Origin of the sequence: Blautia sp. DFI.1.216, assembly GCF_020594215.1 — a bacterium.
GTDB lineage: Bacteria > Bacillota > Clostridia > Lachnospirales > Lachnospiraceae > Blautia_A > Blautia_A wexlerae.
Genome location: NZ_JAJDML010000016.1, coordinates 15544 through 42161 on the forward strand (window position 1 = coordinate 15544; position 26618 = coordinate 42161).

The 26618-nt window shown below is 37.5% G+C and carries 25 protein-coding genes and 1 pseudogene; 2 read left to right on the plus strand and 24 right to left on the minus strand.

Annotated features, from left to right (window positions below):
* Nucleotides 1-92 precede the first annotated feature (92 nt).
* From LJE11_RS08090 to LJE11_RS08100, 3 genes are all read right to left on the minus strand, one after another.
* Nucleotides 93-893 (minus strand): helix-turn-helix transcriptional regulator, encoded by an 801-nt coding sequence (locus tag LJE11_RS08090; protein ID WP_055060005.1) that lies wholly within the window; start codon nt 891-893, stop codon nt 93-95.
* A 351-nt stretch (nt 894-1244) separates the two neighbouring features.
* Complete coding sequence (locus tag LJE11_RS08095; protein WP_008703574.1) at nt 1245-2642, minus strand: MFS transporter; 1398 nt, start codon at nt 2640-2642, stop codon at nt 1245-1247.
* A 167-nt stretch (nt 2643-2809) separates the two neighbouring features.
* Complete coding sequence (locus LJE11_RS08100; protein WP_173703755.1) at nt 2810-5848, minus strand: glycoside hydrolase family 2 TIM barrel-domain containing protein; 3039 nt, start codon at nt 5846-5848, stop codon at nt 2810-2812.
* Nucleotides 5849-6049: 201 nt separating this feature from the next.
* Here LJE11_RS08100 and LJE11_RS08105 point away from each other — a divergent pair, with 201 nt between their 5' ends.
* A complete protein-coding gene (locus LJE11_RS08105) occupies nt 6050-6913 on the plus strand; it encodes an AraC family transcriptional regulator (protein ID WP_055053609.1) in 864 nt (287 codons plus the stop codon).
* A 517-nt stretch (nt 6914-7430) separates the two neighbouring features.
* On the opposite strand, the pseudogene LJE11_RS20315 reads toward LJE11_RS08105, so the two are convergent.
* From LJE11_RS20315 to LJE11_RS08200, 19 genes and pseudogenes are all read right to left on the minus strand, one after another.
* A pseudogene (locus LJE11_RS20315) lies at nt 7431-7658 on the minus strand (hypothetical protein); the annotation flags it as partial.
* 46 nt (nt 7659-7704) lie between these two features.
* A complete protein-coding gene (locus LJE11_RS08115) occupies nt 7705-8262 on the minus strand; it encodes a Uma2 family endonuclease (RefSeq protein WP_020993981.1) in 558 nt (185 codons plus the stop codon).
* 33 nt (nt 8263-8295) lie between these two features.
* Nucleotides 8296-8811: a Uma2 family endonuclease gene (locus tag LJE11_RS08120; RefSeq protein ID WP_008703578.1), complete on the minus strand. Its 516-nt coding sequence runs from the start codon at nt 8809-8811 to the stop codon at nt 8296-8298.
* A gap of 33 nt (nt 8812-8844) precedes the next feature.
* Nucleotides 8845-9018 carry a hypothetical protein gene (locus LJE11_RS08125; protein ID WP_008703579.1) on the minus strand — a complete coding sequence of 58 codons (174 nt, stop codon included), beginning with the start codon at nt 9016-9018 and terminating at the stop codon, nt 8845-8847.
* Complete coding sequence (locus LJE11_RS08130) at nt 9015-9188, minus strand: hypothetical protein (protein WP_008703580.1); 174 nt, start codon at nt 9186-9188, stop codon at nt 9015-9017. Before LJE11_RS08130 ends, LJE11_RS08125 begins: the two co-directional genes overlap by 4 nt.
* Nucleotides 9185-9730, minus strand: a complete 546-nt coding sequence (locus tag LJE11_RS08135; protein WP_008703581.1) for a Uma2 family endonuclease — start codon at nt 9728-9730, stop codon at nt 9185-9187. Before LJE11_RS08135 ends, LJE11_RS08130 begins: the two co-directional genes overlap by 4 nt.
* A gap of 53 nt (nt 9731-9783) precedes the next feature.
* Complete coding sequence (locus LJE11_RS08140; protein ID WP_008703583.1) at nt 9784-10431, minus strand: energy-coupling factor ABC transporter ATP-binding protein; 648 nt, start codon at nt 10429-10431, stop codon at nt 9784-9786.
* A 279-nt stretch (nt 10432-10710) separates the two neighbouring features.
* Complete coding sequence (gene galT / locus LJE11_RS08145) at nt 10711-12201, minus strand: UDP-glucose--hexose-1-phosphate uridylyltransferase (protein WP_008703588.1); 1491 nt, start codon at nt 12199-12201, stop codon at nt 10711-10713.
* On the minus strand, nt 12195-12428 hold the full coding sequence (locus tag LJE11_RS08150; protein ID WP_226839646.1) for a DUF2500 family protein: 234 nt from the start codon (nt 12426-12428) through the stop codon (nt 12195-12197). The genes galT and LJE11_RS08150 overlap by 7 nt, the downstream gene beginning before the upstream one ends.
* A 163-nt stretch (nt 12429-12591) precedes the next feature.
* Nucleotides 12592-13920, minus strand: coding sequence for an IS200/IS605 family element transposase accessory protein TnpB (locus LJE11_RS08155; RefSeq protein WP_008703592.1), 1329 nt, complete (start codon nt 13918-13920; stop codon nt 12592-12594).
* Nucleotides 13921-13965: 45 nt separating this feature from the next.
* Entirely contained in the window at nt 13966-14397 is a 432-nt protein-coding gene (gene tnpA / locus LJE11_RS08160; RefSeq protein ID WP_008703594.1) for an IS200/IS605 family transposase, read from the minus strand.
* 70 nt (nt 14398-14467) lie between these two features.
* Nucleotides 14468-14848 carry a hypothetical protein gene (locus tag LJE11_RS08165; RefSeq protein ID WP_008703595.1) on the minus strand — a complete coding sequence of 127 codons (381 nt, stop codon included), beginning with the start codon at nt 14846-14848 and terminating at the stop codon, nt 14468-14470.
* Nucleotides 14849-14941: 93 nt separating this feature from the next.
* On the minus strand, nt 14942-16387 hold the full coding sequence (locus LJE11_RS08170; RefSeq protein WP_008703597.1) for a hypothetical protein: 1446 nt from the start codon (nt 16385-16387) through the stop codon (nt 14942-14944).
* Nucleotides 16384-16872, minus strand: coding sequence for a sigma-70 family RNA polymerase sigma factor (locus LJE11_RS08175; RefSeq protein WP_008703599.1), 489 nt, complete (start codon nt 16870-16872; stop codon nt 16384-16386). The genes LJE11_RS08170 and LJE11_RS08175 overlap by 4 nt, the downstream gene beginning before the upstream one ends.
* Nucleotides 16873-17352: 480 nt before the next feature.
* Entirely contained in the window at nt 17353-19101 is a 1749-nt protein-coding gene (locus LJE11_RS08180) for a M56 family metallopeptidase (RefSeq protein WP_008703601.1), read from the minus strand.
* Between the two features lie 6 nt (nt 19102-19107).
* Nucleotides 19108-19497: a BlaI/MecI/CopY family transcriptional regulator gene (locus LJE11_RS08185; RefSeq protein ID WP_008703603.1), complete on the minus strand. Its 390-nt coding sequence runs from the start codon at nt 19495-19497 to the stop codon at nt 19108-19110.
* A 132-nt stretch (nt 19498-19629) separates the two neighbouring features.
* The gene (locus LJE11_RS08190) at nt 19630-20472 is read right to left on the minus strand and encodes a hypothetical protein (RefSeq protein ID WP_008703605.1); all 843 of its coding nucleotides are present in this window, start codon (nt 20470-20472) and stop codon (nt 19630-19632) included.
* A gap of 627 nt (nt 20473-21099) precedes the next feature.
* Entirely contained in the window at nt 21100-21411 is a 312-nt protein-coding gene (locus tag LJE11_RS08195) for a hypothetical protein (RefSeq protein ID WP_049896285.1), read from the minus strand.
* A gap of 171 nt (nt 21412-21582) precedes the next feature.
* Nucleotides 21583-22863 carry an ATP-binding protein gene (locus tag LJE11_RS08200; RefSeq protein ID WP_227295802.1) on the minus strand — a complete coding sequence of 427 codons (1281 nt, stop codon included), beginning with the start codon at nt 22861-22863 and terminating at the stop codon, nt 21583-21585.
* Between the two features lie 300 nt (nt 22864-23163).
* On the opposite strand from LJE11_RS08200, the gene LJE11_RS08205 reads away from it, so the two are divergent.
* Nucleotides 23164-24609 carry an SIR2 family protein gene (locus LJE11_RS08205; RefSeq protein WP_008703609.1) on the plus strand — a complete coding sequence of 482 codons (1446 nt, stop codon included), beginning with the start codon at nt 23164-23166 and terminating at the stop codon, nt 24607-24609.
* On the opposite strand, the gene LJE11_RS08210 is transcribed toward LJE11_RS08205, so the two are convergent.
* On the minus strand, nt 24571-25314 hold the full coding sequence (locus tag LJE11_RS08210) for a toll/interleukin-1 receptor domain-containing protein (protein ID WP_008703610.1): 744 nt from the start codon (nt 25312-25314) through the stop codon (nt 24571-24573). The two genes, LJE11_RS08205 and LJE11_RS08210, sit on opposite strands and share 39 nt — an antisense overlap.
* A 246-nt stretch (nt 25315-25560) precedes the next feature.
* On the minus strand, nt 25561-26478 hold the full coding sequence (locus tag LJE11_RS08215; protein WP_020993986.1) for a tyrosine-type recombinase/integrase: 918 nt from the start codon (nt 26476-26478) through the stop codon (nt 25561-25563).
* Nucleotides 26479-26618 lie beyond the last annotated feature (140 nt).

The following is a 26618-nucleotide window of genomic DNA, read 5'->3' on the forward strand; positions in this document are numbered from 1 at the left end:
TAATTAACCACTACCCCATATTATAAATAACACCCAGAGATACTTATTTCAGACTGATAATCAGATTTTTATTGAATTTATTAATCTATATGTTATGACAACATATCTTTCAGACATGTACTCCGGTAGTCACTCGGTGATATTTTATATCTTTCTTTAAATACTCGGTTAAATGTTCTCTGACTTTCAAATCCACTATCCAGACAAATGTTTGTAATAGAATCACTCGTATTTTCCAAACGATGGCATGCATAGTTCAGCCTTGCATCGTTAAGATATTGATTAAAGTTTCTATGGAATGTTTTGGAAAAGAGTCTGGATAAAACATATTTGCTCACCCCCAGATCTTTTGCCATCTCTTCCAGAGAAAACTTCTTCTTAAAATTTGCTGATATATAGGAAACTGTCTGGTAAATAAGATCGTTGCTCCCCACATTACTCTTTTCTACCAAATTTAATTTTCCTATGCAGCGTGCCAACACAATTTGAAGATATGCCTGTGCAACAGTAATATCCGACTGTTCTGTCTCTAAAATTGCATTTATAACCCTATATACCTCCGGTTCAACCTTTTCCTCTTTGATGATTGGGTATTCAGGAGCCATGGATTGCATGATATCTGCAAATTTGGCTATCGTAAATGGCGATGCAATCAGATAAGTCGCTTTATTTACACCGGGTGTCAGTACCTGATAGTGATGAATAACATCTGGAAATACAAAGCCTATATCTCCTTTTTCCATATGGTATAGTTCCTGTCCGACACCAAATTCTAATGCTCCACTTGTTACACAAACGATCTCCAGTGCATTATGAAGATGTGGTTCAATATGTTTTGACTTCCTATTTATTGCTATGATCTCCTCTTTTGTGTCAACATATTTTAACTGCATGAAATACTCCCCTTTGCAACATTTGTCTATATCTTCTTTCGATTTGGCAAGCAATCCTTTTACACCTATCTTATAATCAACTTGTAAATAAGGAAAGGAGGAATTGCAAATGAGCAACCTAAAAAAATATCTGAATGACCTTTTAGTATTCTACACTGAATATTTTGAGCATCCTTACCATGTATAAATACTAAAAGGACTATTTTGTGAAAACTGAATATTTTCTTAAGGCCATTTCACAAAAATGAAGTGGTCCTTTTTTATTTTCAAAATACAGTTCAATCACTTTATATATAGAAAAAAGCACTGTCTCATCGAGCAATGACCAGACAACGCTTTCTCCTGTCAATTCTAATTTATGTCCGATGCATCTGTTACTTCATCTGCAGCAATTTCTTTTTCTGCTTTCAGTTTTTTATTTGCATCTTCTACATTCATTCTTGAAAGTACAAACATAATCAATACATCAAAGATTAACGGAAGCCAAAGATACATAAACTGCATCATATCAAGTGCAGACTGCGGCTGAGTTGCATTTGTTCCGACATATCCACTGAACTCAAGCATCCATCCAACAACAGCGGTTCCAATACCTCCACCGATTTTTACGCCAAGAGAAGTACAAGAGTACATCGTTCCGTCAATTCTCTTTCCCTGTGTAAGATAAGTGTATTCAGAGCAGGATGCGATAACTGCATTCATATCTCCCTGCCATGGTCCCTGACCTAGGGCTGCAAGAGCTGTAAACGCCATCATCAGCGGAACACTGCCCATATATCCGGCAATAACAACAAGTGCTCTACCAATGACTGCTAAAACATAACCTCTTAAGTTCAGTTTGTACATACCTTTCCACTTACCAACTAAGGTTGGTGTAAAAATTAAGGCAATGATCAGTGGAATATTAACTGCCCATGCAAATTGTCCAAACAAATTCTTATTTTTCAGTACCCATGTCATGTAATAAATGCCAGCTCCAATCATGGCACCATATAACTGCTGTAAAATATATGTTCCACAAATCATCATGTAATATTTGTTTTTAACAAGAAGCTTGAATGCCTGTACCATTCCGTACTTTTCATTATCATCCTTTACTTCTCCTTCGTTAAGTTCTTCCTCAGGAAGTTCCTTAACAGAAAGTGCTGAAATCGTATTTATGACAAGACCAATGATTGCATAGATAATAGCAACCGTTCTCCATGCCGCAGCATCTCCACCACATTTATCTACAAATCCAACTGTAATCGCCTGAATCAGAAGACTTGTTGAAAATGCAAAAATAAAACGGTAAGATCCCATCTGCACACGCTCTTTGCTGTTCTTTGTAATCAGTGACGTAAGTGCTGAGTAAGCAATATTGTTTGCTGTATAAAACACACCATTTAACAGTGTATAAGAGATAAAGAACCATGCGTATTTAGCCGTTGTTCCAAAGCTGACTGGTATTGCAAAGCAGCAGACCAGCGTAATGGCACAACCAATGTATCCGTATAGCATCCATGGCTTCGCTTTTCCCATTTTACTGTGTGTTTTGTCAATCATTGATCCAAAAAATATATCCGTAAAACCATCAAATAGTTTTGATACGGCAATCAGGGTACCTACGACACCTGCAGCAAGTCCTACTGAGTCCGTCAGATAGACCATCATGAAAGATGTCAGGAAGGCATAGACTACATTACCTGCAATATCACCTGATCCATATCCAATTTTGTTATACCATTTCAAATACTTTTTTTCTTCCATCGAATTTCTTTGCTCCTCATCTTCATCGCACTTAGAATCTCAATATGTCTAACCGTATGATGTCTAATTATATTTTTTTCTCTGTTTTTGTCTGATTGCTCTGTATATCCGGACTTTACATTGCAATCAGACTATCCTTCTTTGTTTACGAGTTACATGAAACTTTATTATCCCTTTACATACGGTATCAGCGTAAACTGGAACCGGAATAATACATCATCAAATCGGTACTGATCCAATACAACTGGACCACAACTATTAGAACCAATGCCATTTAATGCGTAGTCAACGCAAAATACTACACTATCTGATTCTGTCAGTTCATAATTATGCGTTTTCTTCTCAAGTTCTTCCTGCGTATAATAAGAAGCATTGAATGAGAAGGCATTTTCCGCAGATACCACAATTCCATATCGGCTGTTGTTAAGCTCTACATATTCACAATCATAATGGCTTCCATTTTCCTGTGGGCGAATATAATCCTCATGCAAATCATCTACATTTGCATGATACAAACCGTGGCTCGCAGCCTGATGTTTGTCACAATAGCTTTCCTGTGGTCCCATTCCAAAGTATCGTGCAGCTGAAAGTTTTTTATCCAGGAACATCCTCACACCAAATCTTGGCAGGTCCGGAAATTCATCATCTTTTGTTACTGCAATATCTGCATCAATCTTTCCAGCAGCTTCTATTTTCCATGTGATCGTCACATCAAGAATCTTCTGTACTGTCTCTGCCACAACGGATGCATGGCTTGTAATTTTCACACCATGCTTTCCCTGCACGACCTCTGTCGTGTAAGCTCTTGTATAAGCTTTATCATAATGGGCTTTCTTCCATTCAGACTTGATGTACATATCATTATCTGTTGGTGCCCTCCAGATATTTAATTCCATCGGGTGGTTCAGATATTCCCGACCTGCAAATTTCATCTCTGTAAAAAGTGCAGTCCGTCGGTCGATTGTATATGCGAATTCACGACCTTTGATATGAATCTGTGTATCATCTTCACTCACCTGTAATTCAGAATCCGTCACTGTTTTTTCAACCCATTTTTCTGCTAACTGGCATTTGGCATCCTTCTGGCTTACTTCGATCTCATCAAATCCAAGGATATGGTCTTCATCCAACAGTGGCAATTCCTTTTTCAGATGGTAAATAAATTTTAAATAACATTTTCCACTCTCTGGCACATTGATTTTAAGGTTTATTTTTCCTTCACTGTGTGGTGCTGCTGAAACTTCTGGGAGTTTACCTTTGCTGATTACAAGCCCGTCCTGCGTCAGTTCATAACTGATCTTCACATAATCTTTCAAGTCATCAAAATCCATGTAGTTATGAAGCACCAGTTCTCCGCTTTCTTTGTCATAGGAAATAACCCTTGCCGGGCGATAAACATTCTTGTATTCCAAAAGTCCTGTATGTACCGTTCTGTCCGGATATACTAATCCATCCATACAGAAGTTGCCATCATGAATTTCTTCGCCATGGTCGCCCCCATAAGCATATATAGTCTTTCCATTCTCAGCAGTTCCATGAGCAATCGCATGGTCACACCATTCCCAGACAAAGCCGCCGCACATTTTATCATTATCCTGAATCATCTGGAAGTAATCTTCAAAATCTCCAGGTCCGTTTCCCATACTGTGACAGTACTCTACCAAAAGGAAGGGTTTGCTTCCATCTTTATCCAGATATTCCTGAATTTCGGAAAGCGCCGGATACATCCGGCTGTACACATCCAGATTGCTGTAATCATATGTTTCATCATAATTACGGTATCTTGCACTCTCATATTGTGTGATGCGGTCTGGATCAAAATTCTTTGTCCATTCCAGTGCTTTTTCAAAGTTGCAGCCATAAGCACTCTCATTTCCCATTGACCACATAACAATACAGAAACGGTTTTTGTCACGTTCCACCATAAGTTTTACGCGATCAACGATTGCCTCTTCCCATACCGGATCATCTGCAATCTTCTCATTCCATCGTTTGAACCGATTGTAATCGGTGTCTTCTTTTCTGTAGATCATAAATGGACCATGAGCTTCAATATCTGCTTCATCTATTACCATGAATCCATACTTGTCACACATTTCATAGAAAAATGGTGCATTCGGATAGTGGCTGGAACGGATCGCATTAAAATTATGCTGCTTCATTAACGTAAGATCAGTTGTAATCTGTTCCAGATTGATTGTAAATCCAGTAACCGGATCAGAATCATGTCGATTGACACCACGGAATTTAATCTTCTGTCCATTTAAATAAATAACCTGGTCTTTAATCTCTATCTTTCTTAATGCAATGTGATCTACAATTACTTCATTCTCTGTTTCAAGAATCAGTTTATATAGATATGGATTTTCTGTATTCCAAAGTTCCGGACTTGCGATTTCTAATACAGCTGTTCCTTCTTCAGCAATACTTCCTATTGCTACAACTGCTCCGTTTCTATCTTCAATCGAAATTTTTACATTTAACGGAGAGTAGAATTTCATTTCAATTTCTACTTTTGCAAGCATATCCTCAATTCTTGTTTTAATATGATAATCACTGATTGCCTGTTTTGGGCGTTTCAAAATGTACACATCCCGGAAAATACCGCTCATACGGAATTTGTCCTGATCTTCCAAATAGGAACCATCACACCACTTCATGACCAGAACCGCTATGCTGTTCTCTCCGTCCCGAAGGAGGTCGGTGATATCAAACTCACTGGTCATATGAGAAACCTGGCTATACCCTACATAAGAGCCATTAATCCATACATAAAAGCAACTGTCTACTCCTTCAAAATTCAAGAAAGCTTTTGGTGCATTTTCATCTTTGTGATAAACAAAGGTATGTGCATATGTTCCACATGGAATATCCTGTGGTACATACGGTGGATCAAATGGGAACGGATACCTGATGTTTGTATACTGATGTGTGTCATATCCTGCCATCTGCCATACACTCGGAACCTGAATCTCATCAAAATTTTCTGTATCATAATCTTTCTCAAAGAAGGGTTCCTGAACATCATAGATACTGTTAAAATACTGGAACTTCCAAGTTCCGTTCAATAACTGCATTCGGTCTGACTCTTCCCTGTGCTCCACCAGGTTATCCATTCTTTTGGATGCTGGAATAAAATAGGCTCTGGCTGGCATTGTATTTTCATGCAGTACGCTTAAATCCTCATAATAACGTGGTACAATCATAAATAACTCTCCTTTAATACATATACATTTTTTTACACTTTGTTTTTCCACAGCAAACCTTGTCTTTTACTTTTATGTTTACGCTTCTCTGTTTTGCTATATATATCTTATCCTAATCTGCAAAACATGTCTATGAATTGGATTAGACAAAATATGCACTAAATGATACAATAACAAAAAAAGGAAAAGAGGTGCTACCATATGTATATGAATACCGGTTATTTAAACCACTCCCATATGGATTTCAAAGACAAAAGTCGCCCACTGGTTGTAGGAAGTTGCGGTACTTACCGCCTTTCCAGCCATCCAAAGTTACCAACCTACCGTCCAAGGGGACGCCTGGATTATCAGATTATCTATATCACTGCTGGTTGTGGGCATTTTCATTTTGACAATGTGGATAACGAAACGATTGTCCCCGCCGGTAATATTGTACTGTACAGACCGAAGGAACTTCAGAAATATGAATATTATGGAAAAGATAAGACAGAAGTATACTGGATTCATTTTACAGGCAACAATGTAAAAAATATCCTACGGCAATATGGATTCCCGGATAAAGAGCGTGTATTTCAGGTCGGAACCTCTATGGAATACGAACAGATTTTCAAGCGTATTATCATCGAGCTTCAGCGTTGCCAAGATAATTATGAGGACATGCTTGTCCTTCTGCTCCGTCATCTTCTTATCATCTTTCATCGGGAACTGACCAGGGAACATATCTCGAAAAATGAATACCTGGATCACGAGATGGATAACGCAGTTACCTTTTTCAGTGAAAATTATAACCAGAATATTAGCATAGATGATTATGCTGCCTCACGTGGAATGAGTGTCAGCTGGTTTATCCGAAACTTCAAAAAATACACAGGTTCTACACCAATGCAGTTTATTGTGGGAATCCGAATTAACAATGCCCAGATGTTACTTGAAACAACAACCTATTCCATCAATGAAATTTCTAAAATCGTCGGGTATGATAATCAGCTTTATTTCAGCCGGCTTTTCCACAAGCTGAAAGGATATTCCCCAAGAGAGTACCGAAAGATAAGAAACAAGTTCTAAAATCCACAATATCGCATTGGCTTGTATCGTTATTTTTCTATTTTGCAAAGTCATTAGTTTCGCTTCTACTTGTGACGTATCAAGATCTGCCGTCACTTTTATTTTAAAATCTGACATGTAAAACCTCCTTATGTATTATTATATTATGATATTATTTTAAAAAATTGCATAAGAAAAGAGACTACCTATTACGATAGTCTCTTACATCCTTAATAAAAGCATAATTATTTTTGGATGAGCGGTGTATCCATCATCTCAGGTACTCTTTTCAGAGTGCCTCAGGAACCTTTTCTGACCTCAAAAATAATTATGCTTGTTATTATCATATTCACTTTCTATAAAAAAAAATACTATTTAATTTCTTCTTTGTCAGGATTATTTTTTCTGTTTTCAGTGCTGTTTTTTTCACACGTTACTGTTCACTCCGTTCACAGTAACGTAGCCAAAATTCATTCCAGATTGCCTGCGGCAATGGAATTTTGAATTTTGGCTTGTATGTCTCGGGATTTTGGCATATTCATGCCAAAACACCTCGCGGGACAGTGGTGTGTGAACAGTAACTTTCACACTCAGTAATAACTTCCTTAATCCTTCCACTATGCAAACGTCTTACTATTTTTGATTCTTGTACTTCATGCATAGTTGCAACATATAAATAGTCCCCATCTTTATCTAATTTTATCCCAATTAAAATATTATCTTTATAACACTTAATTAATTCAAAAGAACTATTTTCCTTTTCGTTTGGATTAACTCCCGAGGGCTTTCATACTGCTCATATTAAATTGTGATCATTCTACGTTCTCAAACATCTCCGCTAATGTCATGGAGATTTTCGGAAAGTCTTTCAATGTCACCACTGTATCTGCATTATAATGTTCTTCTTCTGAATCATCCTGAAGAATGTAACTGTATTTCAAATCATATTTACCATTTTCCAGATAGTAGATTTCTACAGCCCGCTCTCTTGGTGAAATGATCCAGTATTCCTCAACTCCTGCATTCTGGTAAAGCTCCTTTTTGACAGTCTTATCTCTCAATGCAGTCGCAGGACTAAGAGTTTCCACAATAAATCTGGGTGTACCAGTATAGGAACCACCTTTCAAATGCTTACGGTCACATATAATCATCACATCTGGTATCACATAATCATTATTCTCCTGTGCATGATATTTATAATCCAGATTCTCCATGAAAACCAAGCACAATGTTCCTTTTAATCCACTTTTTATAATGGAATAAATATTACCATCTACAATCCCATGCTGATAATTTGGTGACGGTGACATATCATAAATCACACCATTGATCTTCTCTTCTTTTCTATATTCCTCTTCAAGTAATGGCATATTCACTCACCTCCTACAATTCCATACTATATCTTAGTAGTCAATCTCATCAAACAGATCTTCAAAGGTTATCTTAATATTGGGAAAATGAACCAATCTTAATTCATCCTTGTTTTCTTCGCTAATAGTTTTCCAGAGATAATATTTGGGAATATCATTCTCATCATAGTCCAGTTCATAAATCTCTATTGTTTTTGTACGCCAATCAACAATCCAATATTCCTCTATCTCCTGTTGCGCATATAATTCCATCTTTTCTGTACGATCATATTTTTCGGTTGATGGAGATAAAACTTCCATAACAAAGCGTGGGGCATCTGTAAATGTATTCCCTCTCCTGGATTTAGTACGACAGTTTATAGAGGCATCAGGAATGACTATCTTATTATTTCCCTCAGCATCTTTAAAACGGTACTGTACATTATCGGAATAAACATAACAAGTGCTGTTTTTTAACTGATATCTGACCGCAGCCACAAAATTGACAATAACTGATGAATGTTCTGGTGTAGCACCTGCCATATCTGTAATCTTTAAATTCCAATCCATTCTATATGCTCCCTTCGATGAAAATAAAGCTTTTTATATTGTCAAATCTATCATCATTTTGTCTATATCTGTATACGATTTTCCTAGAGAAGGATTCTGTTTCATCTGTTGTACTTCATTAATTGCAGATATAGTCTCACTGTTTGGTATTTCTCTGGTAACTTCTCTTGAATAAATCTCCCTATGTTCTTTATTCAAAATTATCATTTAGCAAGCTCCTTATATGCTTCCATATTCTGTTTAATTAATCGTTCCGAAATTGCTGTCACATCTTCTACGTCTGCTATTTTCTGTGCTTCTGCCAGATTTTTATAATCCTCGTATACGAAATCTGCATTCATATATTCTTTTGCACGTTTTGTCATATTATCACTCATAATTCCATACTTCCGAAATCAATCACAAAATCTTCATAGATTCCCACTTTAACAAAATCCTGTAAGGTATAATCATTAACACTTTCATCACCGGTAAAATTATATACTATAACACGATTCTTCTCAGGATCAACAATCCAATATTCCTTAACACCTGCGAAACGATATTTCAGAAGCTTCAACAGGTAGTCCATTTTCTTACTTGCAGGTGACACAATCTCAATAATCCAATCAGGTGCGCCCTTACATCCTCTATCATCAAGCTTATCTGGATCACAAATTACAGAAATATCTGGCTCTACATAGGTATTACTTCTTTCATCCAAGTAAACAGCAAATGGTGCAGCATAGACCTCGCATTTTCCTTTATGTTCTTCAATATAACGATCAATAATACTGACAAGTCTTGTTGAGATACGCTGATGCTTTCGGCTTGGTGGTGCCATCATATACATACGACCATCAATCAGTTCTGCTCTTTCTCCATCTGGTAAAGCATATATATCATCTATAGTATAAGCTTCTTCTTTCAATAATGGCATGTTATCACCTCCAAGTGAGCTTAGCTATAAATATATTATAATATAGATTATGCCTATTCAGCAACCTGTTTTTTGATTCTGACAAAACAGATATAGATATCAGCATCGGCAGCAGTCATCTTAGACTCCAGATCATGGGTTGCAATGATCTTTGTTGTCGGAAGCTTCTGCAGGATCCGTATCAGCCGTCTCCGGTTCTTTGGGTCTAATGCTGTTGATGGTTCATCCATCAGCATTACCTTTGGGTTCATTGCAAGGATGGTGGCTATGGCAGCCATTCTCTTTTCGCCACCTGACATCTTATAATTCTGGCGGTCTTTCAAATGTATAAGGTCCAGTTCTTCCAAGGCCTCCCTGGCAAGCTGATCTGCTTCTTTTCTGCTCTTACCATAATTTAATGGTCCAAATATCATATCTTCATAAACCGTCGGCATAAACATCTGATTATCAGAATCCTGAAACACATACCTCAGGCATTGCCAGATTCTACTTGAATTTTCCTGATTTACTTCTATTTCATCAACAGTGATCTTTCCCTTTGCAGGGATCAGTCCCAGCATTGCCTTCATTAGCGTAGACTTCCCTGCACCATTGGCTCCGATCAGACCCACCTGTTCTCCTTCACTGATATGGAAAGACACATAATTCAAGGCATTTTTCTCTTCTCCATATCCAAATACTACATTTTCAAATTTTATCATTTTCGTCTACACTTTCTATACAAACATTCTTCCCAGCAGCACTGTGACTGAGCATGTTCTCATCAAAATAAATACTGATACCCAGAAAATCACATATCCCCAGGATACAAGTTTGTTATATACTTTCTCTGCATAATAAAACTCCCCATGGAATCCCCGCAATTCCATACTTTCGTATAATGCAACTGCCCGATCCATGCTTCTTAAGAGTAGCTGCCCTAAAAAAATGGGAGGTTTCACTTACCTCCCATTTTCCCAAAAATCCTTTTATTTCAGTTTTTATAATGTTTCAAGAAAACGCATAAATGCTTCTCTTCCCTCGGTCGTACATTTGTATACTCCTGCGTCTTCCAGAACATGGGTAAATACGATTCCAATCTCTTTCTGAAGAATGCCATGGATGTTTTCTTTTGTGATTTCCGGATATTTCGGAAGGAACTTCTTAACCCACTCTGCATGTTTCTCAATCTGTTCATTTGAAGAAATATCTTTGCCTTCGAGAATATACTCTTCCAGAAGTTCCATCTCACCTTTTAATCTGGCTGGAAGAACTGCAAGTCCCATAACTTCGATCAGACCGATATTTTCTTTCTTAATATGATGATATTCTGCATGCGGATGATACACGCCCAGCGGATGTTCTTCTGTTGTAATGTTGTTTCTTAATGTCAGATCCAATTCGTAGATATCCCCTACTTTACGTGCAATTGGTGTAATTGTATTATGAGGCTCTCCATTGGTTTCAGCATAAATAAATGCTGCTTCGTCAGTATAACCTCTCCATACTTCCAGCACATGTGTTGCCAGATCTACCAAACGGTTAGAATCTTTATGACGAATACGAAGTACAGATAACGGCCATTTTACAATTCCAGCCTCTACATCTTCAAATCCCGAAAGTACCACGTGCTGCTCAATTGGTGCTTTTGCCATTGCAAATGTATAATGTCCACCCTGGAAATGATCATGGCTTAAGATCGATCCGCCTACGATCGGCAGATCTGCATTAGATCCAAGGAAATAATGCGGAAACAGTTTTACAAAATCAAACAGTTTAATGAATGCATTTCTCTCGATTTTCATTGGAGTATGCTGGCAATTAAATACAATACAATGCTCATTGTAATATACATACGGAGAATACTGGAATCCCCAAGGAGTATCATTGATTGTGATCGGAATAATCCTGTGATTCTGCCTTGCCGGATGATTAACACGTCCCGCATATCCTTCATTTTCCGGGCAAAGAAGACATTTCGGATAGCTTCCGGATTTTACATTCCTTGCCGCGGCAATTGCTTTTGGATCTTTTTCCGGTTTGGACAAATTGATGGTAATATCAATCTCACCGTATGGACTGTCTACCTTCCACTTTTGATCCTTCTCTACGCGATATCTGCGGATATAATTGCTGTCCTGACTCAGTTTATAAAAATAATCGGTTGCTTCCTTTGGGCTTTCTTTATATTTATCCCAGAATTCTTTTTGCACCTGGCCTGGACGCGGCATCAGACAGTTCATTAATCTGGTATCAAATAAATCCCGGTATACAATACTGTCTTCGATCAGTCCTCTTTTTACGGCTTCATCCAGCAATTCACCCAATGTTGCTTCAAGATTAACAGATTCCTCAATGTTGTCCGGTTTCTCATAGTCATCCTCATGAAAAACGTCCAGCAGAAGATTTGTTGTGTAGTTTCTTTCACATTCCGGTGTCAGACCTGTTGTAATTCCATACTGTACCAGTTTTGCAATGCTTTCACTTAACATTTTTCTTCCTCCTGTGCTTCACTTTTAAATTTATATTTTTGGTAACATATATACCGATTTCCCTGATAAGTCAGCATACCTCGATCGCCTTTTTCCAATTCACGAAAATCTCCCTGTTGCATTTGAAATTCCATCAAACTTCCATCTGTCATCTCAAATACAACGCGAAACCAAGGTACATGTGCTTCAGACTGCATATGGGTATAGATTCCTTGCTTCTTGTGGATCTCACATGACTAAAGTCACATGCTCCTCAGCCGCTTTAAGCGACAAGGCTAAATATCGGCGGATACGCCTGTAACTTAGGATATGCGCAGTCATGCGCTTTTTTCCATGCCAGATATGGCAGGTTCCCACACCACAGGTAGTCCGCTGTATATCTGCCTGTGTTTATGCTGCTCTTAAGAGTTCCATTTCTAAAAATAGTTCTCTTAAGTCCGCATATACACATGAGATCCTACGCTTTACTGAAGGGACTTTTGCCTCCAGCAAAGACCTTTCCGTTACCGGAATGGGTTTTAAAAGTTCCCGTATAAAATATCTTGCTCCAATATTATAGGACGCTGAAAGATCACAGTTATATCTTTTTCCATTCTGGAATGTACATAAACTGTGATTGCCCGGATCGCGGACAACTGTTCCTGACCCATCATAGGCAAGCCTGCTGGTATTCCATGCACAGATTCTGGAAATCCGCATCCCTCTGCGATGCGCCTGATGTTCACATCTTTTCTGGATATCTCTTTTTCTCCACAGATGCAGCTTCTGTTTCTTTCTTCCGGATATCTTTCCTTTTATTTCCAGATACTCAAACACAATCACATCCACATGGTTTTCTTCTGCATATCCTGTGACTGCACCTGCAATCTTTCTTCCAAGTTCTGTGTTAAGACGCTTCGCGTAGGCCCATCTGCTTTTCACCTGTGCAGAACCATGTTTCCTCTGGAACCTGCTTATTCGTCCCAGCACACGGTACATCCGGTCTTTTTCACTGGGAAAATCAATAAACTTTCTTCCCAGGACAGTTCCATCTGCCCGCATAATGGTACAGACTGCATCCGTATTGAGTCCTAAATCCACACTGCAGATGATCTGTTCTTTTACAGGTGTCTTTGTAAGCGGCACTTCTTCCGTATAAGAAAAGCGCAGGAAGTATTTACGATGCCTTTTTTCCAGCACGGGTGCTGCAGCTTTTTTTCCTGCCCAGTTCTTTCTTAGATATTCCATATCTGTATGGCTGAGGCTGACCCGGAACCATTTCCAGTCATGACCATCATAAAGTTTCAGGCACGCTCCATCTTTTTCTTCTGTATCCTCACGATACATCACATCTCGGTAGAATACCGGCATGGCATGATTATCACACACCAGCTTCGGCCTGCCGCCTTTCTGATCCGTTTTTTTCCACAGTTCCATCCTTGTCTTATATGAGGATACACTTCCCAGGGCATGCTGGATAGCTGCCCTTCTGAGATAAGAAGGCATCTTTGGAAAACGCAGGTCAAAATCAAACCTTGCCTGGTTCTTTTTGGTGGTATGTACCAGATGTTCTGCCGTGTTGAAACGGTTTTTAGGTTCTGTGATCACTGCCAGTTCATCCCATATCTGGGCATAGATCTCAATCAGACAACTGACCGCAGAACGATAAATATCCAGTGTCTGGCGGATCGGGATATTTTGTTTTCGCAATTCTACACCATAACTGGATACTGTCCTCATCTTTTTTCCTCTTTCTTACAAATATAAAAAACGGATTCTTTCAGGTTACTGTTTTTCTTTTTGCCCCTCGATATAAGAACATACCTGTTCCCTGCTCCTGTCACTCACCGTTACTGCACAATAAGATGGATTCCACAGATGCCCTCCCCAAAGCTCTTTCTTCAGTTCTGGATGCGCAAGAAACATCTGCCGGGCAATGTTCCCCTTCATGATCTTGATCATATCAGAGATATAAAACTGTGGTCTGCAATCTACAAGCAGATGGATATGATCCGGCATAACCTCCATTGCCAGAATCTGAAATTTATATTCTTCTGCAAGATCACAGAGCATTTCTTTGCATTCTGCATCAATACCATCTTTTAAAACCTTTTTCCGATATTTTGTGCACCATACCAGATGGTACTGTAGGGAATACACATATCCTCTACCATATGAAAGTTCATTATTATTGATATTAAACATATTTTTCTCCATGTTTATATTATATCATATGCAAGAAGTGTTTGCAAACATTTGTTCTGCTCGTTTTTTAAAAAAAGTGCGCCTAACTCATCACTAAGTAACGAGAATGCGACGCACAGTTATTCAATTCCTGCCGAAATCCATACGGTGTCCAGAAGCTCATTCCACCGATATGCAGATAGTTGAAATTCGCCAGCTGATAAAGGAAATTGTTCTGCATACCAATTCCGGCAGATGGAAGTATGGTGGAGAACCATGTTGCTCCCATCGCCACATAAGCAAAAAGCGGCATGAAAAGAACCACAATAGAGATCAGTAAAACCGTCAGGGTATCTTTAAACTTCGCAGACAGGAATAGCGTACAGCTAACCGTTGCTAATACGGAGAGCAAGCCTGCTGCGGCAAGAATTATCTGCAACTGTCCCAGATTGATGTTTGGCAGGTTAATGATAGAGTATAGCATCTGGAATGATGTTTTTAAGCAATCCGTACCGAACGCTGCATCTAAAAGAAGCTGCCCACTACGGACAGCCTCTTCTCTATAATAAGATTTTCATTACTGATATATGTCCACCAATCCTGTTTTTAACATTGAATCTGAAAACTCATATGCAGCTCCATCACCGTTAAGATTCAGATACATATTATTCAAGTCATTCTCATTTACGATCCATGCCATATTCACCTGTATACTCTCACCAGGTTTTAATGAAGAAATATAGTTTCCTCCATTTCCATAATCCTCTGATATACTGTTGTATGTCATTTCAGCTGTACGTGCAACACCATCCCATATAACACGATCGTAGTCATCTCCGGACTGTTCTGTCGGATCGTAAATTTGATATGATCCATCTTCATGGTCCATCAACAGCAATGTACCAATATAAAGCATATGGTTAATTTCTTCATCTGACTTATTGGTATAAGTAACTGTCGCATAGACGAGCTTTTGTTTCACACTTTCTGTTTTTACAATCTCATCCACTGAATCAATGCCATTACCGGACTTAATATAAGACAGCGTATTATTTACTAAATTTCCATCAGTTCCAACTGCATCAGTCCATTCTTCCGGCACATTATTCTGACCAAGCAGCTGCAGATTGTCCTCCACCTGAACAGCATCAACACAAACTGAAATTTTATCATTTTCAATATAGTTGCCATCTCTGTCTTCACCAGATGCTGATATATCAAACACTTCACCAATCTGATGCATTAGCAATTTATTATCTGCAATAGAAGTCATCACTGCTTCTCCCGATGATTCTTCAGGGGATACCATTTCGCTCCACGTATACAAACCAGCGGTTTCAATCATTGTATCATTTTCAGTGATTACAAGGTTTTCTACCACTTTAATGGCATCCTCTTTTGAAATATCATCACCGATATAAACAGTAATTACACGATATACATCTGGGCGAAGAAGGTAAATCCTTTGATTAAAAGATCCATCCTCTGCCAGGTCATTATATTTAAGATATACACCTTCATAATTGCCAAAAGTTCGTTCCTCACAGTCAACAACATTCTTATCTTGCATTACTTTGCTCAAATCATCCTCGTCTAAAAGCACAGATGCAAAGCTGAATCCTCCGGTTCGATCATGCTCAGGATATTCCAGATGAAATTCATCAATCCATTCCATTCCTTCTGGAATATATCCTGCTGAGATATCTATATCATGAATTCTTTCAGGAAGATTAATTTTCCCTGTGCTGCCATCCGCCTTAATTCCCGTTACGATACTGTAGGCTCCTTGTTTTTCTAAAAACATATGATATAATTTGGTACCTGCATAGACTATGGTCGATGTAGCCAATACACATACGGCTATTGCTGCAGCCACTCTGGCACCTGTCCATTTTTTCACTCTCCTTGTCTGAATATTAACCACCTTCGTGTCCTGTAGCTGTTTTTTCACTTCGCTTTGGATCATCGTGTGGATGAACTCCGGAGTTTCAGGAATATCTTTTTTCATATCTTCTAACCTCATACTGTCAACTCCTCACTTTCCTGTAAATTACGCTTAAGCTTTCCCCGTGCTCTGGCAAGTCTTTTTTGAACTGCTCCCTCGGTTATCTCAAGAATCTGCGCAATCTCTTTTATGTTGAAATCCTCAATATAGTACAGAATAACTGGCATTCGTAATTCTTCTTTCAAAGAATTTACGGCTCTGTACAAGTCGCTATAGTCAGTTCTCTGATCTGTCTCAATTTCTGTCATTTCACTCATCCCTTCCAAAGAAACAAGTTTACTCGACTTTCTCAAAAGAGTATAACACTCATTGATCAATATACGAATCAACCAAGTCTTGGCATATTTGTCATTTCTCAAAGTTCCAATCTTTGAAAATGCCTTAACAATCGTTTCCTGAATAGCATCCGCACAATCTTGATCGTTAATTAAAATTGTTTTGGCAGTAGAATACAATTGTCTCTCTGAATTGAGAATCAACGTCCCTAATTCTTCTTTGGTCACTTTAACACCACCTTCTTTAGCCGGCCGGCAATTTTCATTTACATAGATTAGACGTACAGTTTTTCAAAATATCCCCAAATAAACTTTATTTTTTTAATAATAGAGGAAATAAATCTTTCCCCTCTGTTGACATTATACACCTGTCTTACTTCTTACCCATATACAATTGTGAAGGCTTTTTCCAACGTCGGTACATTAAAAAACGATAACTATGCCCGGACCTGGTTAATCCGTATCTTAATCAACGAATGTTACAGCCTTGTGCGTAAATCCAGTAAATTTATCCCATTGGAAAATCTAGCTGACAGACAGGAGCCGGAATCATCAACGGTATCCAAACAGATTTTGGCTTTTTGCACAACATCAAAATCAAAGAAAGAGCTTGCAGCATTTTGCGGCTTCAAAGATTTAAGAAACTTCATTTTGAATAAACAAAGGAGCAGGGCATTGGGTAGCATCCCCATTGTCCTGCTTCTTTGTTTATTCTGTATAGATGTTCCCATTCTCATCCGTCCAGGTGCCATCACCATTGTCTGTGTATCCGACCCCATCTGCGTCACAATAGTAATAATCTCCGTTTGTTGTTTCTTTTACAGTAACGGTACCGTTACTGCCCTGGAGTTCATGCTGTTCCAGTTGGTTTCCGGAATAATAATCTTCGTCATTCCAGGTACGATATGAATTGCCATTAGCATCTGCCCAGTTTCCATCTCCCTGATAACTGTATCGGCTCCCATAATAATCAGAATAGGTCCCATCTCCGTTATCGTAAAGAACTCTGGATTCTTCATCTCCTCCACCCGGTGCTACAATTGATGCTACACCGGAAGTAGTAGTGAATCCACTGGTATATGGTACGCCTGCTGGCAGATTTTCATAAGATGAAACAGACCCGTTGTTGTCAGAGGTAATTCCATCATCGGTCGTTTCACTTACCTGTCCGCTGTTTTCCATGGCAGGTTCATCATTTGTTTCCGCATCCGCTTTTTCCTCTTCGTCTACAGAATCCTCTGTATCTGTATTCTCTGTCACTCCTCCTTCGTCCTGTGTTTCAGCAGCTTTCTGCATAGTTACCATTTCAGAAAACGGTGCATAATCCGGTACATTATTTTTCTCTGGATCTGCATTTTTTTCAATACCAGACTTCTCCGTCTCTACTGAAACTGTATCTGTCCCGGCAGAGACATTAAATACCAGATTACCGCCTGCAAGCAGCAGCGTCACAAGAATTCCCGGAAGAATTCCTTTGCGGAGTTTCCGAATGTTCACCATATACAGAATCCGATCTTTAAACACCATTTCGCTGTCATTAAGACTTGCTGTCACATATGGAATCTGATTTTCCATGGCCACTGTCCTGAGAAGCAGCTGTCGATATAATTTATGTTCCTTTTTATTAACTCTGCGAACAACCGCTGTATCACACAGATTTTCAATATCCTTATCCGCTTCTTTCAGCATGATAAGAAGAAAGGGATTGAACCAGTATATCGATGCACAGATTCGAAGGAGCATCTTATACCAGAGATCCCGATGGCAATAATGTGTAAGTTCATGGTAAAAGATAAGTTTTCTTTCTTCTGCTGAATACCCGGTTGCTGGTAGATACAATTTTGTATGTAAAAGTCCTGCAAGAAGCGGTGTGGTAAGACCTGCGTTTTGCCTGAGCTCCGGTATTCTGCGTACGTGCTTCTTTTGACACGCTGCACGGTACATCTGAATACTCACCGTATCACTTACCTGTAGACTCATCCGTTCCAGATTCCTTATAGAAAAATAATATGCCAGCAATTCTCCTGTCAGTTTAAGTACCGCTACGCTCAGCCAGACAGCAACAAAAATCACAGCCACAATTCCCAGCCATTTATCTGATTCGTACCTGACAGTTCTCTTTTGTTCCGGGATTTCTGTCAGATTTTTCATGTCATTGCTCGCAGATGATACGGTTTCTGTTATCTTCTGACTTTCCTCTGGTCTGACTGCGTAATCCGTTATCTTCGGGTTTTGCGTATTCTGTTGACTGCTTCTAAGTACTTTGAAATCCACCAGTGCCAGATTCGCCGGAAGGCGCACCGGAACACAAAGGCTTATCGTAATCAACAGCCAGATAAAGTACTTCCATCTCGCTGATACACGTCCTTTAAACAGAGTCGCAAGCACTTTTACCAGTAAAATTACTATTGCTGCAATAATATTCAGTTTCAGAATGTGCAGAACAAGAACCTCCATAATTTGCTATTCCTCCCTGTCCTCCAGGTTCTTAAGAAATTCACTGAGATCCTGGACTTCTTCCGAGCTGATCTTCTTTCCATGATAAAGTGAAGTTACAAACTTTTTTAGTGAATTCCCATAAAGTTTCTCAAGAACACTCTGGCTTTCATGTGCCTGATAATCTGACTGCGAAACCAAGGGTGTATACAGATTCATTTTTCCCTGTTTCGTCACTTCCACGAAATTTTTGTTCTCCAATCTGGTCAGCAATGACAAAATTGTTGTTGATGCAAGCTTTTTCTTCGTATTGATCACTTTTTCAATCTCCGGTCTGGTCATTGGCGGAGTATTATTCCAAAGAACGAGCATAATATCCAACTCTGATTCCGGAAGTCTCTGGTAAGTTTTTTTCACTTTTTCATACCTCCTGTTACATATTTTCTACAAATGTAGGAATAATTCTATTTTACCACGGTTCACGGAAATGGCAAGGGCTTTTGCACAATTTGCAAATGCCCTTGCCATTCCTGCAGCTACTGACCACTATCAGTCTATTTCTGTATAACTGCTGCCATTTTCATCACTCCATGTCCCGTCTCCGTTGTCCGTAAATCCTGTACCATTTTCGTCCTGGAAATAATAATCACCATTTGTAGTTTCCGTAACCGTCACAGTATTACCGTTTGCATCCTGAAGGTCATGCTGTTCCAACGTATATCCCAGATGATGAGTGTCATCATTCAGAGCTGAGTAGGTATTTCCATTTTCGTCGGTATAAGTTTCATCCCCATTATCGGTATAGTTCATTCCATCATCTCCACGATATTCACAAGAATAATCTTTGTGAAGAATGTAATTAATCTCAATGGTATTTCCATCACTGTCAACTAATGTCATTGGTGAGGTAGTAAGGATATCTGAATCTCCTCCTGACTTCTGACTGGCAGTATCTGTAGTTGCCTTATCAGAATCATCAGAAGAATCATCGGTCTGGTTTTCATTCTCCTGTCTGGTAAGCGAAGGATTTCCGGGATAAGAAATATATTCTACAAATTTTCTGACGTCACTGATGTCATCTGCATCTTTTGCATATCCCACTGCCATATACAGGCTATTTCCCTCTGAATAAATTGTCTGATAGCAGGCATCGTATGTGTCATTGCATTTGGCAATTCCTGTTTTGACATCCTCCAGTGAATATTTATAGATATTTACATAATCATTTCCGTTCGTATAGCTTGCATAGGTACCTTCAGTATCTGCTTTTTCCCATTCAGATCCAGCCGGCGGCTGTGTATAGAAATCGTTATTTCCTGCTGCCATAACCGTTGCAGCTGAAAAAATCCCAAGTGTTGCTACCGTCATAAGTGTCATAAATTTTGTCTTCATCGTGGATTCTCCTAAAATTTTATTTTCTACATCTGTAGAAGTTAATTATATTCTACAACTGTAGAATATAATTGTCAATTCTTTTTTTATATTTTTTTATCAACTCAGTTTAATTTCTATTTTTCCTTCCACTGGGCTATATAAATCTAGAGGATATTCATCACTTTCATAAACACGTCCTTCGCCTTCTCCAAATGATTTTCGGCATACTGGACATGATAGCCAAAACTAACATTTTTTTATTTTTCTGCAATTGTATTTCCATCAAAAGTTCCGTTTTACAACATTCCTGCAGTAAAAAAAGGCCTTCCCGGATAGACCATTATTGTTCCTGTCCATCCAGAAAGACCTGAAAATTAAAATGTTATATTTCTTAGAAATTTTCCATTAAATTTCTGCAAGCATTTAAATAAAATCATGGGTCTCGTTTTTCGCAAACTTCCCATCTAGGAAAGCAAAAATTTTGTCTTTCATCCATGTTCCCATAAATGCTCCGAAAAGCAGGATAACTACAACCACCCGCATAGCAGGTGGTTTATTTGTTTCCCAAAGTTCCGTTTTTCGGATCAGCAAAAAATTTTACAATGGAAGAATACGGTAAAAGTCAACGGATTTTTTTTACCAGTTTTACCCAATTTCCAGCTGTTCAAAAAAGACAGCCACATTGCAATAACTGCAATAACGATTCAGTGAATTATTTCCATCCATGATAAATTCCCAGGTATCTTTATAAGTACCACATACATAAAAACCATCGTCATGTAAATATTCCAGGAATTTTTCCAGCTGATCTGTATATTGGTCTGCGATGTCAAATGCCAGATCTTCCTTTTCATCATCAGTCAGATTTTCTGCCCGGTCATGCAGCACATGTTCCATATTTCTGGAAAAATAGTAGATCTCGTAGGGAAATCCTGCCACAGTTTTCCGGTTATACAAAGAATATACAATCTTTCTCTTGCTTAGATTTCTACGGATCAGCCGATCCTTATTTTTTGCCTCTATATGTGCATCAAAATATTTCGTTCATGATCGTTTACCAGTTTCGTAAATATAACAGCCAGTGCATCTTCATCCGTCGGCCCTTCTACAAGAAACAGAATAACTTTTTTAGTCATTAGCACGTATCCTTCCTGCCCGCCTCATAGCAAGCTCCATCTCATATATATTTGTTTCATTGTAGAGCTTTTCTTTTTGCCCGCCAAGCTTGATCGTCCGTAAATAAGATAACCGGGTATTTTGCGTATTTTTGATATAAGTAGATTTTATATAGCAATTCTCAGGATTCACAGTCGTATAAAGCAGAGAATCATTTTCAAGAATCTCCAATGGGCGTAAGTTATGTGATGTAAAGATCAATTGTCCCTTAGCTTTATCCTGCATAACTTCCAGACATTCTCCCAATAAATACTCATAAATACCAGAATCCAGCTCGTCTACCACAAGGCAATAAGACTCCCTGTTATAGCAGTCAACTAAATTACTGCAAATAGAGATCAGCTTCTTTATTCCTGCGGATTCATACAAAAGAGGAATCCGGTTCTCTCCACGCATGGCAATGATTTCAAACTGCACTCCGTCTTTTCCATCCTTCAATAGCTTATCAAACGCATTATAAATTTCTATATTGATCTCAGGTATTAATGATTTCATTACAATATTGATCTGCTTGATCGTATTTGCTACATAAGGAAAAACTTCTTTTGGCACCACATTTATATCTGTGAAGCGTAAGAAGATGCCTTCACCTTTTTTTGGTATCGTGTCCGACCAGTCAATATTAACCGGCATACTTTCCAAATTTAAGGATAAGTAGCCGTATTGTGCGTTTTCAACAACAGCAAGAGCATAAATTCCATATTTCTGAAAACACTGACTCAGTAGAGCAAGCAATGCAGCTTCACCCTCGGCTTTTTCAAAGACTTCCTGCGCTTTTCTTGAAAATAAAAAGGAACTTACCTCTGGAACGCCCTTTTCCTCATTATAGTTCTGTGTTGCCTGCTCTGCGACTCCAAGTGCAATGACATTCTGGATATCCTTAGAAAAACGCTCATACAATTTCAACGGACGAAAAAGCTCTTTCTTGCCTTTTTGGTAATCAAAAACAGGTGTGATCCGTTTTCCTTCGGACATTTCTCTCTGGCTGAATTTTTCTTTACTGATGCAGAAGCTCTTCTTACCGTTTTTCAGCAGTCCAATTTCATATTCTACCAGATAGCATTTTTCTTCGATTTTCAGCTCAAAGCGATACTTTACAGTGGAGGTATCACTTGCTTCATTTATAAATAATAAAAATTTGACGGGATCTGACGTCCGGAAAGAAGATATTTCAGCAATACCATACAGTCCACAACTACTGTTTTTCCAGATCCATTGGCTCCGTAGATTCATAAAATGCTTCCCTTTTTGTTTTGGGGCATTTCAATTTCGCCGTGTATCACATTTTTTATGTTGTTGATTTCTATTCCCAAAAGCCGAACAACGTATTTCATCTCCATCCACCTGTACTCAGTATATCTTGCTATATTGCAAAAAACAATTCTTATTCTTATTTTGTTAATATTTTTAACATTATTTGAATTATTTTCATATAAACAAACAGGGTTTATGATAGATATGTTTATTTTTGAGTAGATAATGGATAATTCTCAATTATCAACATATAAATAAACTTTAAAATAGGGGAAGAAAATGTCAAGTATTTATGAGCGTTTATTAACGAAAACTGCCGATCAATTACCACACTTTTATAAAAAATTTTCTGATCAAATTATAAATAATGAGGCGTCTCTTTTTATAGGAGCTGGAGTATCTCGAAACTCTGGATATCCTGGGTGGGCAGATCTGCTTTCCGAATGTGCCGAAGAACTTAATGTTGACTTAAATAAAATAGATTTATATTCTCTTGCACAGTATTATGCGAATGAGCATAGTGATTCGGATTTGAGAAGTATTATCAATAATAAAATTAATAAAATTCCACAAGAGTCCAACTTATTATTAAATTCCTTATTAGAAATAGGATTTAACAGTATTTGGACTACTAATTACGATAAAAGTATAGAAACAGAATTAGGGAAAAAATGTATTCCACACAATATTATCGTTAATGATAAAAATTTAGCCAGTATAGATTGCCATGATAAAGTTAATATTTATAAGATGAATGGTGATATATCAGAACCAATAAATATGATTTTAACAAAAAATGATTATGAACATTATTTAAAAAAGCATCCACTTTTTTTAACTTTCTTAAAAAGAGAATTAGTCTCGAATACATTTTTATTTATTGGATACAGTTTTTCAGATGCTTTAGTATTGGATTGCCTATGCTCTATACAAGAATTTTTGGGTGGTTCTATGGAAGGTCATTATGCAATAATGTATATAGATGAAAATGTTTCACAAGATTTTTACTATTTTGTTGAAGATTTGAAAAAAAGATATAATATTACATGTTTGTGTGCATCAAAAGATGGAATGCTTAATATCATAAATTGTTTAAATGGAAAAACTAAAGAAAAGAAAGTATTTATTTCTGGTTCATATGATTCTGTCACTGAAAACACTAATAATTTTGCTGATAAGTTATCTTGTGCTTTAGTAAATCATCTTTATAATTCCGGTTATCGTATCAGTACAGGAGTAGGTAAACGACTTGGAACATACATAACAGGATATGCAAATCAGTATTTAGCAGAACGAAATATCTCCAACACACCAAAATATTTATCAATGCGTCCATTTCCTTTTCACATGAATTTAAGTGAAGAAAAAAAGGAAACTTATAGAAAACTAATGCAGCGTGATTGCAGTGCAGCAATATTTTTATTTGGTCAATCAAGAAACATGAACAAAGCAGGTATGTTTGATGATAATATAGCACATTTTAGCACCGGTACATATCAGGAATTTCAAATTGCCAAGGCTAACAATTTTGTTATTATTCCAGTTGGTGCAACTGGTTATGAAGCAAATATTATTTGGAAAGAAGTTAAAGCAAACATTAATCAATTTTATTATTTATCAAAAAAAATAGATATTCTCCGTTATGAGACCGAACCTCAGAAAATCTCAGAGGTAATAGTTAATATATTAAATAGTGTAACCGAATATCGCTGCATTAAACAGTAATAAAAAAAGTCTTTCAAAAATAAGAGTTTCTCTTAAGTCGATAGGCAGATTAAGCCGTGTTTCTTCAAAGAGTCGCTGGATACCTTTATAATAAAATTCTGGAATTTCTAAACAACAATTATATTTTTCTTTGATATAAAGGCATCCAGCATATAGTAATGCAATTTGTGCATTATGATTTTCATCACTTATTTTGCAATATGAATCAATTAATTCTGTGAGGTAAGAAAATGCCTTATTATTTTTATAAAGTTTTAAATATTCATTTATCGTTTTGATTTTATACTTTTGCAATTCATCTAAGGTCACTTTACATATAATATGATTGCAAGCACTTCGCGAATCATTTGCAACAGTAAGTTCTTTATAAACTAATCTTTTCATCCAACAATATTTTTCTGGTAATTGACTGGCTTTTATATTGAAAAATATAGGAAACACATACATTTTATGCTGTTTATATCTCTGATAAATCAAATCAATTTCCTCATTTGCACATTCGGATGCAATTGTATTAGCACTTAAAATAATAATTGAATAATTACAGGCCTTTACTCCTTCATCAAAATTTTTATTATCTCGTTCATCGCCTAATAACATTTTATGCCGGTCATACCAGACTGGTAATCCATAATTAGTTAGATGAAATAAAATGGATTCTACTATTGAGTGTCGGTCTTTGCTCGAAAAACAGAAAAAAAGCATAGTATTCACCTTCTCCTGAAATAGATTTTAATATGAATCAATGATAATTGAGAATTATCTATTCATTATCTTATTTGGATTATAGCAAATCTCGCCAGATTTTTCTATTGAATTCATCCCAATATAAAATTTTTTCATTATTCTTAGTATATTTATGCCTTACCAATATTTTTGTATGCAAAAAAGACCGCCATTTTTCGCCGATCTCCTCTCCTGCATTTTATATATGTATCTTTATGCGTTCCTTTACGCTGCTCCTATGATCTTCATATTATTCCGTGGGTGCATATCCCGTAAGATTTCTGCCTGTTTTCTGGCTGCCACATGAATATAGATCTGTGTTGTCTTTATGGAAGAATGCCCCAGTATCCGCTGTACACAGCTTATGTCCACTCCTTCCTCAATCAGATATGTTGCAAATGAATGTCTGAACATATGCGGTGTGATATTTCTTTCTATTCCAGCCTGAGCTGTATATTTTTTTAGCATCAGTCGAATGGACTGTTCCGTATACCGGTTGCCCCTGCCATTTACAAAAAAATATCCACTTTTTTTAATCGCCGCTCTGTTTTCAGCATAATATTTCCGCAAAATATTCAACACTGAGGTACTGCCAATCTGAACATATCTTTCTTTCGCTCCTTTTCCCATGAGTTGAATCAGCCCAGTATTCAGATTCACATTTTCTGCCCGTATATTTGATATTTCATAAACTCTGGCCCCGGTTGCAAAGAAAAGCTCGATTACTGCCACATCTCTCAGGCAATATTTATAAACCGTCTCCGATGCCTGCTGCAGACAGCCATACATATGGTTTAATAAATGTTCAATCTCTTCACGCGGTATAATTCTCGGAAGAATCAAATTTTCCTTAAATTTGACTTTTATTTTTCGAAATGGACTTTCTTTAATCAATTCATTCTCTTCCAAATAACTATAATATGCTTTGACAGAGGCTATTTTGCGTTTCACTGTTTTTTGCTTATATTTTTTATGTAATTCTGTAATATATTCCTCAATCTTCTCTTTGTCTGGTTCTTCGCAAGCAACAAAAGTAAAATACTGATTGAGATCGATTCGATATGCTTTTACTGTTTTCTGATCCAGTTCCTTTCTATATGTGCAATATTCCAGATACGATACTAATTTATCCTGCAATCTCATTTTTCGTTCTCCCCTACGTTTTTTAACATTCTCCATATCATACTACCATTTCACCAGAATATTTTCAGAAATTTTACAAACAAAAAGACAGACATATTCCATATCATATTTTCTTAAAAATAAAAAGTACAGCCTTTCGG